We start from the raw sequence: 16,138 nt of genomic DNA, 5'->3' as shown, positions 1-16,138 counted from the left end.
CTGCACGAGCGGGTGTCGCTCCCTGCCATCCCGGAACACAAGGGGAAACGCCATGATGGATCATCTGATGCTGTTCGTGATTGTCGCGGTCTTCGCTCTCTTCTACTGGGTCTACTACACCGGCAGCCGCAAGGGTGCCTGCACCGCCAACTGGGAGACACTTCCCACCCGGGAGCAGTACCTGGCGGCCCATCCCGGCGCCGCCGACGGGGATCTCATCTTCTGCATCCATTGCGGTCACCATCAGCAGCGGGAGGTCGGCCTGGTGCACCAGATGGATTACCGCCGCCAGCACATCTGCCCCCGTTGCAAGCAGGTGCTCTATCGCGTCGAGGAGTAGGTCGGCCTCCTCGTCGCCCACGGCGATCCCGCGAATGCGACCCCCTCGCCTGGCGCTATCCGGCCAAAAGGCCCCATGAGTTTCCTTTATTTTTAAAGTCGTTAGAATCGGGGGCCATCAAGGCTCCCGATTGTCATCCACGGAGGAAAAATGCAGGAATTCATGGCGACCAGCGAACGCCGGGCCGAGCTTTACTGGTGGTTTTCCACCCTGTTTGCTGCCGAACTCAGTGATGCACAGATCGCTGAATACGACACCTATGACGTGCGCAGCTTCTTGAAGAGCCTCTCTACTCTCGACCCCATGCGCGAAGCCGTGGCCGAGCTCAACGACGCCATCGCCCGATTGCTGGTGCGCCCCGAGCGCCAGACGGCCCTGGCCGCCGACTTCGCCGGCCTGTTCCTGAGCGCTCCCGGGCAGGGTGCCCTGCCCTACGAATCCCTCTACCGGGGCGAAGGCAAGCAGCTGATGCAGGCCCCCATGACCGAGATGCAGGCACGCCTCGATCGCCTCGGCATTAATGTCAGCGACAAGTACAATGAGCCTGCCGATCATCTGGCCATCGAGCTGGATCTGATGGGCAGCCTCATCATCCGCGCCGCCGAGTCGACCACCGCCGACCAGCGCGAGGCGTGGCTTGGCGAGCAGGAGTCCCTGCTGCACGGTCACCTGCTGGGCTGGTTCGAGCGCTTCGAGCAGGCCTGCCGGGCCGCCGACAAGTTTGGCTTCTACGGTGCCAGTGCCCGCCTGCTGGGGGTGTTCCTCAAGATGGACGCCAACTACCTCTCCCTGGTCAAACCGGCACCGTCCGCCGACTGAGCCCGGCATGAAGACAGCCCTGCTTCTTATCGCATGCTGGCTGCTGGCCCTGATCCCGCTGGATCAGGGTCTCACTCCCCTCGTGGCGCTGCTGTTCAACCCGGACCGCGCGCTCTACGGCACCGCCCAGCTCACCGGCTTTGCCGGCATCCTGCTGACCCTCTACCTCGCCAATCTCGGGGTGGAAGTGGTGCTGCGTCGCCGCTTCCAGATAGCGGGCATGCTGGCCCTGCTCGCCGCCTGGACAGATTTCATCAACAGCAGCGGCACCGAGAGCCACTGGCTGGTGCTCTACGCCATGGCGTTGCCGTTTCATCTGGTGGGCTGGCTGGTATTTGTTCGCGGGATCCAGGCGTTTGGCCGCCAGAAAGGCTGACATCTCGTTGATTTCACACCCTTCTCACACTTTCTTTCTCTCCTGACACTTCCTGCCATACTGACACAGTCGTCCAAATGACAAAGCAATCAATTCAGGAGCCTCCATGGAAAAAGTGCTACCCGAATCGGTTCCGACACGGCATTTGTCAGGCCCGCTCTCTCCCTACGAGTTGCAACAACTGTTCGCCCAGGCGCCCGTCGGGATTGGAGTCTTCGATCACGAATTCAGGTGCCGCGACGTCAACGGACGCTTTGCCGAACTGACCGGCCTCGCGCGGGCAGAGCACCCGGGCAAGACGCTGTTCGACATTGTCCCTGCCCAGACTCCCCAGCTGCTCCCGCTGTTTCAACAACTGCGACAAGGGGCCCCCCGATGCGCATTTGAGGTGGAGACGGTCGGTCTCTCCCGCGCGGCCTCCCCCGCACGCTGGCAAGTGAGCGTCAGCTCCGTGCTGGATGAGGACGGCTCCTTCAGCGGCATCTTCCTCGTGATGAGGGAATCCGCGCAGACAGGCCCCCACCTCGACGCACCCGCGTCACCCGGCCTGCAGGAGATGACCCACCGCCATGCACTGCGTCTCTATCAGGCCGAAGCCCGCTTGCAGCACCTCTCCTATTACGATCCCCTCACCGATCTCGGCAATCGCCATCTGCTGCAAGAGCGCCTCACCCTGGAGATAGAGACGGCCAGGGTGAACCACCACGTCCTGGCGCTGCTGTTCATCGATCTCGACGGCTTCAAGCTCATCAACGACAACCTGGGGCACAGTGCCGGCGATCTGCTGCTCAAGCTGTCGGCAGACCGCATTCGCCACTGTCTGCGCCCCGGAGACATCGCCATCCGGCTGGGGGCAGACGAATTTCTGGTGTTGCTGCCCGCCATCAGGGAGACCCAGGATCTGCTGGGTCTCATCGAGGGGTTGCAACGCAGGCTGCACGATCCCGCCGACATCGGCCAGGAGCGGGTGAGGCTCTCCGCCAGCATCGGCGTCTCCCTCTATCCGGAGCATGGCCAGACCCCGGACAGCCTCATCAGCGCGGCGGACAACGCCATGCATGAAGCCAAGCGCCGTGGCCGCAACGGCTATCTGTTCCACTCCCCCGACATCACGGCACAGACCGGGGAGCGGATGCTGCTGGAGCAGGGACTGCTCAAGGCCATTGAGCAGCAACAGTTCCGCCTGCTCTACCAACCCATGACGGATCTGGCGGATGGTCATCTCAGCGGCCTGGAGGCCCTGATCCGCTGGCAGCATCCCAGCCTTGGCATGATATCCCCGGACCGTTTCATTCCGGTGGCAGAGGAGTGCGGTCTCATCGAACCGCTGGGCGAATGGGTGATGCGCACCGCCTGCCGGCAAGGGCAGCAGTGGCTGGCCGAAGAGCTCGCCGTGCCCAGGCTCTCGGTCAATGTGTCGGTCAGGGAGATGCGCTCCCACGACTACGTGGAGCGGGTGACAGCCATTCTGGCCGAGACCTGTTTTCCTGCCGAGCGGCTGGAGATCGAGGTGACCGAGAGCATCATCCAGAGCGTGGATCACAGTCTGCGGCTCTTCACCCGCCTCAAGGCGCTGGGGGTACAGATCGCCATCGACGACTTCGGCACCGGTTTCTCTTCCCTGAGCCTGCTCAGGAGCCTGCCCATCGATCGCATCAAGATAGACAGGGCCTTCGTCCAGGCGTTGCCCGACGACAAGCACAGCCGCGAGCTGTGCCGTACCATAGTCCAGCTGGCCACCTCCCTCGGCATGGCCGTTACGGCGGAAGGGATAGAAACCCAGCCCCAGCGCCAGTTCCTGCAATCCCTGCGTTGCGAAGAGGGACAGGGCTACCTGTTCAGCCATCCCCTGCCAGAACCCAGCCTGCCTCCCCTGCTCCCCCTCCGCCATTGAGCCTTGGCCGCGCCACCACGAAAGCAAAGAAGGGAGCCCATGGCTCCCTTCTTTGCCCTCAACGTGTCCTCTCACCTGCTAACTTCGTCGCTATCCAAAAGTCTAATTGCCCTCGGGAACCAAAGGTATAAGTTGTTACTCAATCATTAAGAAAATGTATTCACAGGAGTGAGAGATGAGCGAGAGCAAGGTCTACCCGGTCAAGGCCCACATCGGCAACGGCGCCCTGCTGGACAAGGAAGGTTATGAAGCCATGTATCAAGCGTCGGTGCAGGATCCGGACGCCTTCTGGGGGGAGCAGGGCAAGATCCTTGACTGGATGACCCCCTACACCCGCGTCAAGAACACCTCCTACGATCCGGGCCACGTCTCCATCAAGTGGTATGAGGATGGTCTGCTCAACGTCTCGGCCAACTGCCTGGATCGTCATCTGAGCGAGCGCGGCGACAAGGTCGCCATCATCTGGGAAGGGGACAACCCAGCTGAAGATCGCAAGATCACCTATCGCGAACTGCACGCCGAAGTGTGCAAGTTTGCCAACGTGCTCAAAGCCCAGGGGGTCAAGCGTGGCCACATGGTCTGCCTTTATATGCCCATGGTGCCGGAGGCGGCCATCGCCATGCTGGCCTGTACCCGCATCGGGGCCGTGCACAGCATCGTCTTCGGCGGCTTCTCGCCGGAGGCGCTCTCGGGCCGCATCATCGACTCCGGCGCCTCCGTCGTCATCACCGCCGATGAGGGGTTGCGAGGCGGTCGCCCCATCCCCCTCAAGAAGAACGTGGATGAGGCCCTTACCCACCCGGATACCAAGGTCAGCAAGGTGATCGTCCTCAAGCGCACCGGTGGCAACGTGGCCTGGCACGAGCACAGAGACATCTGGTGGCATGATGCGGTCAACGCCGCCAGCCCGGATTGTCCGCCCGAAGCCATGGGCGCCGAAGATCCCCTGTTCGTGCTCTACACCTCCGGCTCCACCGGCAAACCCAAGGGTGTGCTGCACACCACGGGCGGCTATCTGGTCTATGCCGCCCTCACCTTCAAATACGTGTTCGACTACCACGAAGAGGACATCTACTGGTGTACCGCCGATGTGGGCTGGGTCACCGGTCACTCCTATCTGGTCTACGGGCCGCTGGCCAACGGCGCCACCACCGTCATGTTCGAAGGGGTGCCCAACTACCCGGCTACCAACCGCATGAGCCAGGTGGTGGACAAACACCAGGTCACCATCCTCTATACCGCCCCCACCGCCATTCGCGCACTGATGGCCAAGGGCAAGGAGGCTGTCGAAGGCACTTCCCGCACCAGCTTGCGCATCATGGGGTCGGTGGGTGAACCCATCAACCCGGAAGCCTGGGAGTGGTACTACCGCACCATCGGCGACGAGCGCTGCCCCATCGTCGACACCTGGTGGCAGACCGAGACCGGCGGCATCCTCATCACTCCGCTGCCCGGCGTCACCGCGCTCAAGCCCGGCTCGGCCACTCGTCCCTTCTTCGGAGTACAGCCTGCTCTGGTGGACAACCTGGGTGAGCCGCTGGAAGGCGCCACCGAGGGCAACCTGGTGATCACCGACTCCTGGCCCGGCCAGATGCGTACCGTGTTCGGCGATCACGAGCGCTTCGAGCAGACCTACTTCTCCACCTTCCCGGGTCGCTACTTCACCGGCGACGGTGCCCGTCGCGACGAGGACGGCTACTACTGGATCACCGGCCGGGTGGATGATGTACTCAACGTCTCCGGCCACCGCATGGGTACCGCCGAAATCGAGTCCGCTCTGGTGGCCCATCCGAAAATCGCCGAAGCGGCGGTGGTGGGCGTTCCCCACGAGATCAAGGGACAGGGCATCTACGCCTATGTCACCCTGATCGCCGGGGAGGAGCCGAGCCGCGAGCTGCACAAGGAAGTGAAGGAATGGGTGCGCAAGGAGATTGGCGCCATCGCGACCCCGGACGTGATCCACTGGGCCGAGGGGCTGCCCAAGACCCGTTCCGGCAAGATCATGCGGCGTATCTTGCGCAAGATCGCCACCGGCGAAACCGACAGCCTGGGGGATATCTCCACCCTGGCGGATCCGGGGGTCGTGGACAAGCTGATCCGCGAGAAGTCGGAAGCGGCGTGAGTCTCTTCCCCACGTCAACAGAGCCGGCCACGTGCCGGCTTTGTTGTCTTCGGGATCCGGACAGAGCAGAGTTCGGTGGCAGGCAGGGCTTGCGGGCAAACCAGGCCAATAAATAGCCAGATGTAGAGATTAGACCAGTAAAATGCTGCTAATTTTCACGAAATCAATATAATTGCGAAATCTGTGTGTCAGGGCACACCGATTTGTGCAAAAATTGGCTAGGTTTTTGGTAGTCCAAAGATAGCTGATAGATAGCAGCATAATCATCGAGGATGTACTCAATATGTCGCAACATCACCGAATCCTCCTGCTTAACGGCCCCAATCTGAATCTGCTGGGCAAGCGGGAACCGGGAATCTACGGCAGCAAGACGCTCGATGAGATCGTCGCCGATCTGACGCGCAGCGCCAGCGAACTCGGTGTCACCCTGGAACATCTGCAATCCAATGCCGAGCACGAGCTGATCGGCCGCATCCATCAGGCCATGGGCCAGGTGGATTTCATCATCATCAATCCCGCCGCCTTCACCCATACCAGCGTTGCCCTGCGCGATGCCCTGCTGGGTGTGGCCATCCCCTTTATCGAGGTTCACCTGTCAAACGTTCATGCCAGGGAGCCCTTCCGTCATCACTCCTATCTGTCTGATGTCGCCAAGGGGGTGATCTGCGGGTTGGGTGCCGATGGTTACCAATTCGCTTTAACCGCGGCCGTGCATCAGTTGCGCGCGGCTTGATAATCACTGATCAGATAAAGAAGAAAGAGAATGCTAATGGATATCCGCAAAATCAAGAAGCTGATTGAACTGGTTGAAGAGTCCGGCATCGCCGAGCTGGAAATCTCCGAAGGGGAAGAGTCCGTTCGCATCAGCCGTAATTTCTCCGGCCAGGTTAGCGTTGCCCCGCAGATGATCATGCCCCAGGCCGCGGCTCAGGTTGCCGCACCGGTTGCCGCTGCTCCGGCAGCCGCCGCTGCACCTGCTGCCGATGCCGCCCCGAGCGGTCATCTGATGCGCTCCCCCATGGTGGGCTCCTTCTACCGCTCCTCCAGCCCGGAAGCCAAGCCGTTCGTGGAAGTCGGTCAGCACGTCAATGTCGGCGACACCCTGTGCATCGTCGAAGCCATGAAAATGATGAACCAAATCGAGTCTGACAAGGTCGGCGTGATCAAAGCAATCCTGGTTGAAAATGGTCAGGCCGTCGAGTTTGACGAGCCGCTGTTCATCATCGAATAAGGGAAAATGCCACCCATGTTGGACAAAGTAGTCATCGCCAACCGCGGTGAAATTGCCCTGCGGATCCTGCGCGCCTGCAAAGAGCTCGGGATCAAGACAGTGGCCGTTCACTCCACTGCCGATCGGGAGCTCAAGCATGTGCTCCTGGCGGACGAAACCATCTGCATCGGCAAGCCTGCCAGCGGTGAGTCCTACCTAAATGTGCCGGCCATCATCGCCGCCGCCGAGGTGACCGGTGCCGTCGCCATCCACCCGGGCTACGGCTTCCTCTCCGAGAATGCCGACTTCGCCGAAGTGGTCGAGAAATCCGGCTTCATCTTCATCGGCCCGCGCGCCGAGACCATTCGCCTGATGGGTGACAAGGTCTCCGCCATCGAGGCGATGAAGAAGGCGGGCGTGCCCTGCGTACCCGGCTCCGACGGCCCGGTGGACAACGATGCCAAGCGCAACGCCGCCATCGCCAAGCGGATCGGGTATCCGGTGATCATCAAGGCCGCCGGTGGCGGTGGTGGTCGCGGCATGCGCGTGGTGCGCAACGAGGCCGAACTGGCCTCCGCCATCGCGCTGACCAAATCCGAAGCGGGCCAGTTCTTCAAGAACGACATGGTCTACATGGAGAAGTACCTGGAGAACCCGCGCCACATCGAGATCCAGGTGCTGGCTGACGGTCAGGGTACCGCCCTCTATCTGGGTGAGCGGGACTGCTCCATGCAGCGCCGTCACCAGAAGGTCGTGGAAGAGGCGCCGGCCCCCGGCATCACCGACGAGATGCGCAAGTTCATCGGTGAGCGCTGTGTGCGCGCCTGTCTCGAGATCGGCTACCGCGGTGCGGGTACCTTCGAGTTCCTGTACGAGAACGGCGAGTTCTATTTCATCGAGATGAACACCCGTATCCAGGTGGAGCATCCGGTCACCGAGATGGTCACCGGCGTCGACCTCATCAAGGAGCAGCTGCGCATTGCCGCCGGTCAGCCCCTGTCGATCACCCAGCAGGACATCCGCATCCGTGGCCACGCCATCGAGTGCCGGATCAATGCCGAAGATCCGGCCACCTTCCTGCCCTCTCCCGGTCTCATCCAGCGCTTCCACGCGCCGGGCGGCCTGGGCGTGCGCTGGGAATCCCACATCTATGCGGGTTACAAGGTCCCCCCCTACTACGACTCCATGATCGGCAAGCTGATCTGCTACGGGGAGAACCGCGACGTGGCCATCGCCCGCATGCGCCACTCCCTCGACGAGCTGGTGGTGGAAGGGATCAAGACCAACATCGCCCTGCAAAAAGAGATCATGAAGGACGAAAACTTCCAGCACGGTGGCACCAACATCCACTACCTGCACAAGAAGTTGGGTCTGTAATGGCTTGAGGCCCGACCCATTGAGCACGGTGGCAGCACAGAACAGCCACCACCTGCACAAGAAGTCGGGTCTGTAATGGCTTGAGGCCCGACCCATTGAGCAATGGTGGCCGCATGAGCAGCCACTCCCAGCACAAGAAGTCGGGTCTGCAAAGACCCCTTTCATCGGGATATTGCGCGATCCACCCGGATCGCCAACGTAAAAAAGGGCCATGGCGACATGGCTTTTTGTTATTCTTGCGCCCCGCTCACTCGTCGGAGGCCACAGTGAACCGTTTCGCACTCGCCCGTCGGGAAGCAGCCTTCTGCCTGCTGCTGACCCTGCTCTACTTTGTCGCCTGGTATGGCTCGGCTTATTTCATACCCGAGGATCTCGAGCTGTGGGACCTGCCCCTCTGGTTCCTGCTCAGTTGCATCCTGATGCCCCTGCTGTTCATCGGCCTCTGCGCCCTCATGGTGGATCGCCTGTTCGTCGATATTCCCCTGGATAGCGAGGTACCACCCCATGAATCTTGAGCTGATGCTGCCGCTCTGCATCTATCTTGTGCTGGTACTGGGGGTCGGTTTCTGGGCCAGTCGCCACCGGACCGGCGGCAACTTCATGCAGGAGTACTTCATCGGCAACCGCAGCATGGGGGGCCTGGTGCTGGCCATGACCCTGGTGGCCACTTATACCTCTGCATCGTCCTTCATCGGCGGGCCGGGGGCCGCCTACAAGGTCGGCCTCGGCTGGGTGCTACTGGCGATGATCCAGCTGCCCACTGTCTGGCTCACCCTGGGGGTGCTTGGCAAGAAGTTCGCCATCATCGCCCGCCGGGTCAATGCGGTGACCATCAACGACATGCTGTGGGCCCGCTACCAGAGCAGGGCGGTGGTCGTGCTGGGTTCAGTCACCATCATCCTCGCCTTCATCGCCACCATGGTGGTGCAGTTCATCGGCGGCGCCCGCCTCCTGGAAACGGCGACCGGCCTCAGCTATCAGCAGGGACTCTTTCTGTTTGCCAGTTGCGTGCTGCTCTACACGGTGATCGGCGGCTTTCGCGCCGTGGTGATGACGGATGCCCTGCAGGGCATTGTGATGCTCATCGGCACTGGCGCCCTGCTGGCGGGCATCCTCATCGCCGGTGACGGGTTGCCGAATCTTGTCCACCAGCTCAAGGAGATAGATCCCAAGCTGGTGAGCCCCCAGGGGGCCGGCGACATGCTGACCCAGCCCTTCATGCTGAGCTTCTGGGTGCTGGTCTGCATCGGGGTGGTGGGCTTGCCCCACTCGGCGCTGCGCTGCTTTGGCTACCGGGACAGCAAGGCGCTGCACCGGGGGATCCTCATCGGCACCATCGTCTGCGCCCTGCTGATGTTCGGCATGCACCTGGCCGGGGCACTGGGCCGCGCCATCCTGCCCGGCATGGACAGCCCTGACAAGATCATGCCCTCCCTGATGATGGAGGTGCTCCCCCCCTGGCTGGCCGGGGTCTTCCTGGCGGCCCCCATGGCGGCCATCATGTCCACTATCGACTCCCAGCTGATCCAGGCCTCCGCCACCCTGGTGAAAGATCTCTACCTCAATTACCTCAATCCCAGGCAGGAGAAGCTGGAGGTCCGGGTGCCGCGCCTCTCCCTGCTCTGCACCCTGATCCTGGGTACCCTGGTACTGCTGGCGGCGCTCCAGCCCCCCGAGATGATCATCTGGCTCAACCTGCTCGCCTTCGGCGGCCTGCAGGCGGTCTTCCTCTGGCCCCTGGTGCTCGGCCTCTACTGGTCCAGGGCCAACGGCCCGGGAGCCCTGGCCAGCATGGTCTGCGGCATCCTCTGTTACGGCACCTTGAGCCAGTGGGGGATCAAGCTGGCCGGTCTGCACGCCATCGTCCCGAGCCTGGCCCTTGGCCTGGCGGCCTTTGTCCTGGTCAGCCTGCTCACTCCTGCCCCGGATCAGCGTGTCCGTCGATTGTTTGATCAAAATTAAGAAAAGGATCAATAAAGGAAGGCTCGCCTATTCCCAAATGGGGGCTCACGGGTAAAATGTGCGCCACGTCACAAATACCGTGCCCCCATGCCAGTCCAGAACGCCAGAAAGATCCTGACCCAGTCCCTGCAGCGCCTCGGCTATGCCCTGTTGCTGCCCGTCTCCATCCTGCCCCTGGCCGCCCTGCTCCACCGGCTCGGCCAACCGGACGTGCTGGATCTCGCCGTGCTCTCCCTCGCCGGTCGCGCCCTCTTCAGCCAGATGCCGCTCATCTATGCGGTGGCCATCGCCTTCGGGTTGAGTCGCCAGGGGCAAGGAGCCCAGGCGCTCGCCGGTGCGGTCAACTTCCTGCTGCTGAGCTCGGCGCTGGGCACCCTGGTGCCCGGGCTGCATGCGGACATGATCTGCGGCCTGCTGGCCGGGCTCGTCACCGCCATGGTCTGCTCCCGGGCCCGCACTCTGCGGCTGCCGGGCTGGTTGCGCCCCCTGCAGGAAGATCTGCCGGGCATGTTGCTCTCGGCGCTGGCCTGCCTGCTGCTGGTGCTCCCCCTCTCCATCCTCTGGCCGCTGCTGGAACAGGGGCTCACCCTGCTCGCCTCCGATCTGCTCACCACGCCCTTTGGCGCCTTCTGCTACGGCGTGCTGAACCGACTGCTGATCCCCCTCGGCCTGCACCAGGTGCTGGGCAGCCTCATCGGGCTCGGGGAGAGCAATCTGCAAGCCCTCTCGACCGCCCAGCCGCTTCATGAAGGCTATGTGGCCGGGCTCTATCCGGTCATCATGTTCGGCCTGCCCGGTGCCTGTTTTGCCATCTGGATCCATCGCCAGCGGATGCAGCAACTGCCCCAGGGGGGGCTGCTGCTCACCCTGGCGCTCACCTCGGCACTGGTGGGCATCACGGAGCCCATCGAGTTCCTGTTTGCCTTCACCGCTCCCTGGCTGTTTCTGGCCCATGCCCTGCTGACCGGGCTGTCGCTGGCCATCTGCAGCGGGCTCGACATCCAGGTGGGCAGCTACTTTTCTGCCGGATTGCTGGATCTGGTGCTGAGCTACCACGCCGGTCTGCACAGCTTCTGGCTCATCCCCCTGGGCATCCTCTTCTTCGTCGTCTATGCCCTGCTCTTCTCCCGGCTGCTGGAACACGCCCCCCTCAGTCTGCCGGGCAAACCCATGGCCGAGGATCTCTCCCGGCTCGCGACCGTGGCCCCCACCGATCCCCAGATGCTGGCTATCCAGTACCTCAAGATGCTGGGGGGCATGGACAACCTGCAGGCCATGAGCGTCTGCCTGACCCGCCTCAGCCTGCGGGTTCGCGACATGGCCCTGGTGGATCAATCCTGCCTGGCCAGACTGGGCTGCCTCTCCTGGGTCGTGCTGAACGAACATCAGCTAGTGCTGGTGCTCGGCCCCCATGCTGGCCTCATCGAAGGGCAGATCCGCATGCTGGCGGAACGCCAGTCGGTCCCGCTCGGTCTCGAACCTGCTCAGGCTCCCCTTGGCCAGCACCAGTGATCAGGCAAAGGGAAGACGTTCGGCCACGAAGTCCATCAGGCTGCGAAGGGCGGGGGCCAGGTGTTCCCGGCTCGGGTAGATGAGATAGAAGGGGTTCACCGGAACCAGGAGATCCGGCAGCACCTTGAGCAGTCGCCCCGCCGCCAGATCGTCGCCGCAGACATGGGCCGGCAGCAGGGCAATCCCCCCGTCATGGAGTGCCAGCTCCCGCAGCGCCAGCAGGCTGTTGCTCTGGCAGGCCCCGCGAGGGCGCCAGCCCCCTTCCTGCAATGGCCACACCGGCAAGGAGCCATGTACCAGGCAGGCGTGTCCGGCCAGATCCGAGAGCTGGAGCGGCGTCCCGTTGGCCGCCAGGTAACCGGGAGATGCCACCAGATGGCGCGCCACCTGGCCGATGCGCCGACAGATGAGGCTGGAATCTTTCAGCGGCGCCGCCCGCAGCGCCAGATCGTAACCTTCCCCCACCAGATCCAGCTGTTCATCGCAAAGGGTCAGCTCCAGCACCACCGCGGGATAGAGGGCGCGAAATTCGGCCAGTATCCGGCCAAGCAGCAAGGTTCCCGTGGCTTCGGGAGCAGTGATCCGCACCCGCCCTCCAGGAGACGCGCGCAACCGCGCCATCGCCAGATTGGCGCTGCGCGCCAGTGCCAGCAGCTCCTGACAATGGGCCACATAGACCTCCCCCTGAGGCGTCAGGCTGAGCCTGCGGGTGGTGCGTTGCAGCAACCTCACCCCGAGCCGGGATTCAAGGCGCGAGATTTTCTGGCTCACCGAGGACTTGGGCATGCCGAGCACCTCGGCCGCCCCGGTGAAGCTCCCCTGCTCCACCACGGTGGCGAACAGCCCCATCAACTCCAGTTCGACATTGTTCATATATTCAAACAGTCTTTACCAATTACCCATCTTAATCTTGATAATCATCCAGACTAGAGTGAGTGGCAATCCCGAACACTGCTATTTGAAAGGAAAAGCCATGAAAGCCATCGCCCTGACTCACTATCTGCCAAGCAACCACCCCCACTGCTTTATCGAGAGCGATCTGCCCGATCCGACACCGGGCCCGCGGGATCTGCTGGTACGGGTCAACGCCACCTCCATCAATCCGGTCGACACCAAGGTACGCGCCCCCAAGGACAAAGTCGAAAGCAGCCCCCGCGTGCTGGGCTGGGACGCCGTGGGCGAGGTGATCGCCGTCGGTAGCGACGTCACCCTGTTCAAGGCCGGTGACAGGGTCTGGTATGCCGGCGACATCAGCCACCCGGGCAGCAACAGCGCCCTGCAACTGGTGGACGAGCGCATCGCCGCCATCGCCCCAGTCACCCTGACCGATCTGGAAGCCGCCGCCCTGCCGCTCACCGCCATCACCGCCTGGGAAACCCTGTTCGAGCGTATGAGCCTTACCCGCGAAAGCACCGGGCGACTGCTGATCATCGGGGGCGCCGGCGGGGTCGGTTCCATCGCCATCCAGCTGGCCCGCCAGCTCACCGGCATGGAGGTGATCGCCACCGCATCGCGCCCCGAAACCCGGGAGTGGTGCCTGGACATGGGGGCCCACCAGGTGGTGAGCCATCACCATCTGCAGGCGGAGCTCAAGGCTCTCGGCATCAGCGAGGTGGATGCCATCTTCTGCACCAACGCCACCGAGCAGCACTGGAACACCATGGCCAGCCTCATCCGTCCGTTTGGTCACATCTGCACCATCGCCGAGTCCAGTGACCCCTGGGATCTGGGTCTGCTCAAACCCAAGAGCGTCACCTTCAGCCAGGAGTTCATGTTTACCCGCTCCCTGTTCCAGACCCCGGACATGATCGAGCAGCACAACCTGCTCGGCCGGGTCGCGGCCCTGATCGATGAAGGGGTGCTCAAGACCACCCTCAGCAAGGTGGTGCCCGAACTGACGCCCCTCACCCTGGCCCGGGCTCATGCCGAGCTGGAAGCGGGTCGCATGGTGGGCAAGCTGGTGATCGACATGAGCGGCTTCCATCGCTGAGGCACAGCCCAAGCGGGCCTTACCGTCCAGCCTATTCCCTTGTAGGTAAATAAATGCACCATCATGGGGTGAAATCACCAGTGACAAGCCCCAAGAGTGCACAGCCCCACAGGTGACCTTTGTCCCTGACGGGGCATCTCCCCCGAAAAAACCATAAAAAAGAGGCCATCCCGTCGGGATGGCCCTAAAAACCTGAACGTTGGGGTAACAATCACACACATATCCTTATGCAGGACATCTGTAACTTTGCAGATAGCGTGCCAATCTCTGCTTTTTCCTCCCAATTAACCGTTTTTCAGCGCACCGGCATAAAAAAAGCCACCCGAAGGTGGCTGAAAAAAGATGACGGAACTTCATAGAGCAAAGCATTCAGCGGGAACAAGTTGCTTCCCGTCACCCATGAAGGAATACATTAACCGTGCCAACTTGGCAGGGTGGCCTCCCTTCTCCATGAGGTCATGGTCAAACCACGACAGCACGGGCCCATGATGATAGAATCCCGCGGTTTCACATTTATGAAGAGCCGACGCCATGCCCTGGATACAAATTCGAATCAACGCCACTGCCAAGACCGCAGACAAGGTGAGCAACATGCTGCTGGGGCGTGGGGCCCAGGCGGTGACCTTTATGGATGCCAAGGATGTGCCCGTCTATGAGCCCATGCCCGGTGAAACCCCGCTCTGGGGCGAGACCGAAGTAATGGGACTGTTCGACGCCGAAACCGATCCGGCTCCCACCATCGCCTTCTTCCAGCAGATCTTCGGTGAAGACGTGGGCTACAAGGTCGAGCAGCTGGAAGACAAGGACTGGGTGCGCGAATGGATGGATCACTTCCACCCCATGCAGTTCGGCGAGCGGCTCTGGATCTGCCCGAGCTGGCGCGACGTGCCGAACCCCGATGCGGTCAACGTCATGCTGGACCCGGGCCTGGCCTTCGGCACCGGTACCCACCCCACCACGGCGCTCTGCCTGCAGTGGCTGGACGGGCTGGATCTGGCCGGCAAAACCGTGGTGGACTTTGGTTGCGGCTCCGGCATCCTCGGCATCGCCGCCCTGAAACTGGGGGCAGCCCGGGTCATCGGCATCGACATCGATCCTCAGGCCATCCAGGCCAGCCGTGACAACGCCGAGCGAAATGGCGTAGCCGACCAGATCGAACTCTACCTGCCGGCGGATCAGCCGCAAGACGTCGAAGCAGACGTGGTGGTCGCCAACATCCTGGCCGGCCCGCTGCGGGAGCTGGCGCCGCTTATCGCCGGCCACGGCAAGGCGGGCAGCCTGATGGCCCTCTCCGGCGTGCTGGAAAGCCAGGCGCCGGAGCTGGAGACCATCTACCGCCAGTGGTTCGAGATGGACCCGACTGCGGTGAAGGAAGAGTGGTGCCGCCTCTCCGGCCGCAAACTCGGCTGATAAGCAACAAGCCACGGCAGTTGCCAACCCATCAGCCGCACACTCGGCTGATAAGCAACAAGCCATGGCTGTTGCCAACCCATCGGCCGCAAACTCGGCTGATAAACAACAAGCCACGGCAGTTGCCAACCCATCGGCCGCATACTCGGCTGATAAGCAACAAGCCACGGTGGCTGCCAACCCATCGGCCGCACACTCGGCTGATAAACAACAAGCCACGGCAGTTGCCAACCCATTGGCCACACACTCGGCTGACAGGCCACAGCGGCAACACTTAGGTCGTTGAACGACAAGGGCACCCCAGGGTGCCCTTGTCGTTTCCGGACGCCCGTTCTCCTTCTGCCCACTCTGGGGAGAGCCTCACGCTTCTCTGCCCCCCCGATGGCTTATCCTCTCTTCCTCCACCCCATCGAGGCCCAGTCATGACCGAATACGAGAAGATGATCGCCAGCCAGCCTTACAACTGCATGGCACCAGAGCTGGATCTGTTGCGCCGGGAGACGGCCCTCCTGTACCGCCGCTTCAATCGCAGCGACGAGGAGGATGAACAACTGGCACTGCTGCAGCAGATCGTCGGCGAGCTGGCCCAGGGTGCCTTCATCTGCCCGCCCCTCTACTGCACCTATGGCCGCCACATCCACCTTGGCAAGGGCAGCTACATCAACATGGGGGCCACCCTGCTGGACAATGCCCCCATTCACATCGGTGCCGAGGTGATGATTGGGCCGAACGTGCAGATCTACACCGCCGCCCATGCGCTGGACGCCGATGAGCGCATTCAGGGGGTTGAGACGGCGCTGCCGGTCACCATCGAAGACAGGGTCTGGATAGGCGGCGGCGCCATTCTGCTTCCCGGCGTCACCATAGGGCGGGAAGCCGTCGTGGGTGCGGGCTCGGTCGTGACCAGAGATGTACCGGCCGGTGCCAGGGTGGCAGGCAACCCGGCACGGCTGCTGCCAGTCAAAGGTTGAGCGGAAGGCCAGAGGCTCGCTCAGGCGCTTTCCAGCAAGCGGTCGATGCAGTGCACCACCTGCATGCTGGCGTTTTCCTTGACATCCTCCCCCACCTTAGCGCTTCGCGTCACAGGAGGGGGATTCCCATTACTGGGTGATAGCTGCTCGCGCAG

The 16,138-nt window shown here is 62.5% G+C and carries 15 protein-coding genes; 14 read left to right on the top strand and 1 reads right to left on the bottom strand.

The window, feature by feature from the left end; all coding sequences use genetic code 11:
* Positions 1 to 52 precede the first annotated feature (52 nt).
* The 11 genes from PG896_RS02000 (at position 53) to PG896_RS01950 (ending at position 11,612) form a co-directional block, all read left to right on the top strand.
* Positions 53 to 340 (top strand): hypothetical protein, encoded by a 288-nt coding sequence (locus PG896_RS02000; RefSeq protein ID WP_069652090.1) that lies wholly within the window; start codon positions 53 to 55, stop codon positions 338 to 340.
* 150 nt (positions 341 to 490) lie between these two features.
* Entirely contained in the window at positions 491 to 1,159 is a 669-nt protein-coding gene (gene torD / locus PG896_RS01995; RefSeq protein WP_104452429.1) for a molecular chaperone TorD, read from the top strand.
* Positions 1,160 to 1,166: 7 nt separating this feature from the next.
* Positions 1,167 to 1,535, top strand: coding sequence for a hypothetical protein (locus PG896_RS01990; RefSeq protein ID WP_223920452.1), 369 nt, complete (start codon positions 1,167 to 1,169; stop codon positions 1,533 to 1,535).
* Positions 1,536 to 1,641: 106 nt separating this feature from the next.
* Positions 1,642 to 3,429 carry an EAL domain-containing protein gene (locus tag PG896_RS01985; protein WP_223920453.1) on the top strand — a complete coding sequence of 596 codons (1,788 nt, stop codon included), beginning with the start codon at positions 1,642 to 1,644 and terminating at the stop codon, positions 3,427 to 3,429.
* Positions 3,430 to 3,604: 175 nt separating this feature from the next.
* Entirely contained in the window at positions 3,605 to 5,551 is a 1,947-nt protein-coding gene (gene acs, locus PG896_RS01980) for an acetate--CoA ligase (RefSeq protein WP_039040306.1), read from the top strand.
* 283 nt (positions 5,552 to 5,834) lie between these two features.
* The gene (aroQ, locus tag PG896_RS01975) at positions 5,835 to 6,284 is read left to right on the top strand and encodes a type II 3-dehydroquinate dehydratase (RefSeq protein ID WP_039040307.1); all 450 of its coding nucleotides are present in this window, start codon (positions 5,835 to 5,837) and stop codon (positions 6,282 to 6,284) included.
* 36 nt (positions 6,285 to 6,320) lie between these two features.
* Positions 6,321 to 6,782 (top strand): acetyl-CoA carboxylase biotin carboxyl carrier protein, encoded by a 462-nt coding sequence (accB, locus tag PG896_RS01970; RefSeq protein WP_201872017.1) that lies wholly within the window; start codon positions 6,321 to 6,323, stop codon positions 6,780 to 6,782.
* Positions 6,783 to 6,797: 15 nt separating this feature from the next.
* Positions 6,798 to 8,138, top strand: a complete 1,341-nt coding sequence (gene accC, locus PG896_RS01965) for an acetyl-CoA carboxylase biotin carboxylase subunit (RefSeq protein WP_010675406.1) — start codon at positions 6,798 to 6,800, stop codon at positions 8,136 to 8,138.
* 266 nt (positions 8,139 to 8,404) lie between these two features.
* The gene (locus PG896_RS01960; RefSeq protein ID WP_039040309.1) at positions 8,405 to 8,653 is read left to right on the top strand and encodes a YhdT family protein; all 249 of its coding nucleotides are present in this window, start codon (positions 8,405 to 8,407) and stop codon (positions 8,651 to 8,653) included.
* On the top strand, positions 8,643 to 10,100 hold the full coding sequence (gene panF, locus PG896_RS01955) for a sodium/pantothenate symporter (protein ID WP_043153258.1): 1,458 nt from the start codon (positions 8,643 to 8,645) through the stop codon (positions 10,098 to 10,100). The genes PG896_RS01960 and panF overlap by 11 nt, the downstream gene beginning before the upstream one ends.
* 87 nt (positions 10,101 to 10,187) lie before the next feature.
* The gene (locus PG896_RS01950) at positions 10,188 to 11,612 is read left to right on the top strand and encodes a PTS transporter subunit EIIC (RefSeq protein WP_262000101.1); all 1,425 of its coding nucleotides are present in this window, start codon (positions 10,188 to 10,190) and stop codon (positions 11,610 to 11,612) included.
* On the opposite strand, the gene PG896_RS01945 is transcribed toward PG896_RS01950, so the two are convergent.
* Complete coding sequence (locus PG896_RS01945) at positions 11,613 to 12,485, bottom strand: LysR family transcriptional regulator (RefSeq protein WP_270835334.1); 873 nt, start codon at positions 12,483 to 12,485, stop codon at positions 11,613 to 11,615.
* A 100-nt stretch (positions 12,486 to 12,585) separates the two neighbouring features.
* Here PG896_RS01945 and PG896_RS01940 point away from each other — a divergent pair, with 100 nt between their 5' ends.
* The 3 genes from PG896_RS01940 (at position 12,586) to PG896_RS01930 (ending at position 15,983) form a co-directional block, all read left to right on the top strand.
* The gene (locus tag PG896_RS01940; protein WP_270835333.1) at positions 12,586 to 13,602 is read left to right on the top strand and encodes a zinc-binding alcohol dehydrogenase family protein; all 1,017 of its coding nucleotides are present in this window, start codon (positions 12,586 to 12,588) and stop codon (positions 13,600 to 13,602) included.
* Positions 13,603 to 14,133: 531 nt separating this feature from the next.
* Complete coding sequence (gene prmA, locus PG896_RS01935; RefSeq protein ID WP_270835332.1) at positions 14,134 to 15,012, top strand: 50S ribosomal protein L11 methyltransferase; 879 nt, start codon at positions 14,134 to 14,136, stop codon at positions 15,010 to 15,012.
* A 422-nt stretch (positions 15,013 to 15,434) separates the two neighbouring features.
* Positions 15,435 to 15,983, top strand: coding sequence for a sugar O-acetyltransferase (locus PG896_RS01930; RefSeq protein ID WP_010675413.1), 549 nt, complete (start codon positions 15,435 to 15,437; stop codon positions 15,981 to 15,983).
* The last annotated feature ends 155 nt before the right edge of the window (positions 15,984 to 16,138 follow it).

Source organism: Aeromonas sp. QDB30, assembly GCF_027707645.1.
Lineage (GTDB): Bacteria > Pseudomonadota > Gammaproteobacteria > Enterobacterales > Aeromonadaceae > Aeromonas > Aeromonas caviae.
The sequence above is the reverse complement of the archived record's forward strand: the minus strand, read 5'-3'. Positions and strand labels throughout refer to the sequence as shown.

Excerpts from the sequence above, each read along its gene's own strand:
- PG896_RS02000 (WP_069652090.1), top strand. The coding sequence starts at position 53 with ATGATGGATCATCTGATGCTGTTCGTGATTGTCGCGGTCTTCGCTCTC.
- torD (WP_104452429.1), top strand. The coding sequence starts at position 491 with ATGCAGGAATTCATGGCGACCAGCGAACGCCGGGCCGAGCTTTACTGG.
- PG896_RS01990 (WP_223920452.1), top strand. The coding sequence starts at position 1,167 with ATGAAGACAGCCCTGCTTCTTATCGCATGCTGGCTGCTGGCCCTGATC.
- PG896_RS01985 (WP_223920453.1), top strand. The coding sequence starts at position 1,642 with ATGGAAAAAGTGCTACCCGAATCGGTTCCGACACGGCATTTGTCAGGC.
- acs (WP_039040306.1), top strand. The coding sequence starts at position 3,605 with ATGAGCGAGAGCAAGGTCTACCCGGTCAAGGCCCACATCGGCAACGGC.
- aroQ (WP_039040307.1), top strand. The coding sequence starts at position 5,835 with ATGTCGCAACATCACCGAATCCTCCTGCTTAACGGCCCCAATCTGAAT.
- accB (WP_201872017.1), top strand. The coding sequence starts at position 6,321 with ATGGATATCCGCAAAATCAAGAAGCTGATTGAACTGGTTGAAGAGTCC.
- accC (WP_010675406.1), top strand. The coding sequence starts at position 6,798 with ATGTTGGACAAAGTAGTCATCGCCAACCGCGGTGAAATTGCCCTGCGG.
- panF (WP_043153258.1), top strand. The coding sequence starts at position 8,643 with ATGAATCTTGAGCTGATGCTGCCGCTCTGCATCTATCTTGTGCTGGTA.
- PG896_RS01950 (WP_262000101.1), top strand. The coding sequence starts at position 10,188 with ATGCCAGTCCAGAACGCCAGAAAGATCCTGACCCAGTCCCTGCAGCGC.
- PG896_RS01945 (WP_270835334.1), bottom strand. The coding sequence starts at position 12,485 with ATGAACAATGTCGAACTGGAGTTGATGGGGCTGTTCGCCACCGTGGTG.
- PG896_RS01940 (WP_270835333.1), top strand. The coding sequence starts at position 12,586 with ATGAAAGCCATCGCCCTGACTCACTATCTGCCAAGCAACCACCCCCAC.
- prmA (WP_270835332.1), top strand. The coding sequence starts at position 14,134 with ATGCCCTGGATACAAATTCGAATCAACGCCACTGCCAAGACCGCAGAC.
- PG896_RS01930 (WP_010675413.1), top strand. The coding sequence starts at position 15,435 with ATGACCGAATACGAGAAGATGATCGCCAGCCAGCCTTACAACTGCATG.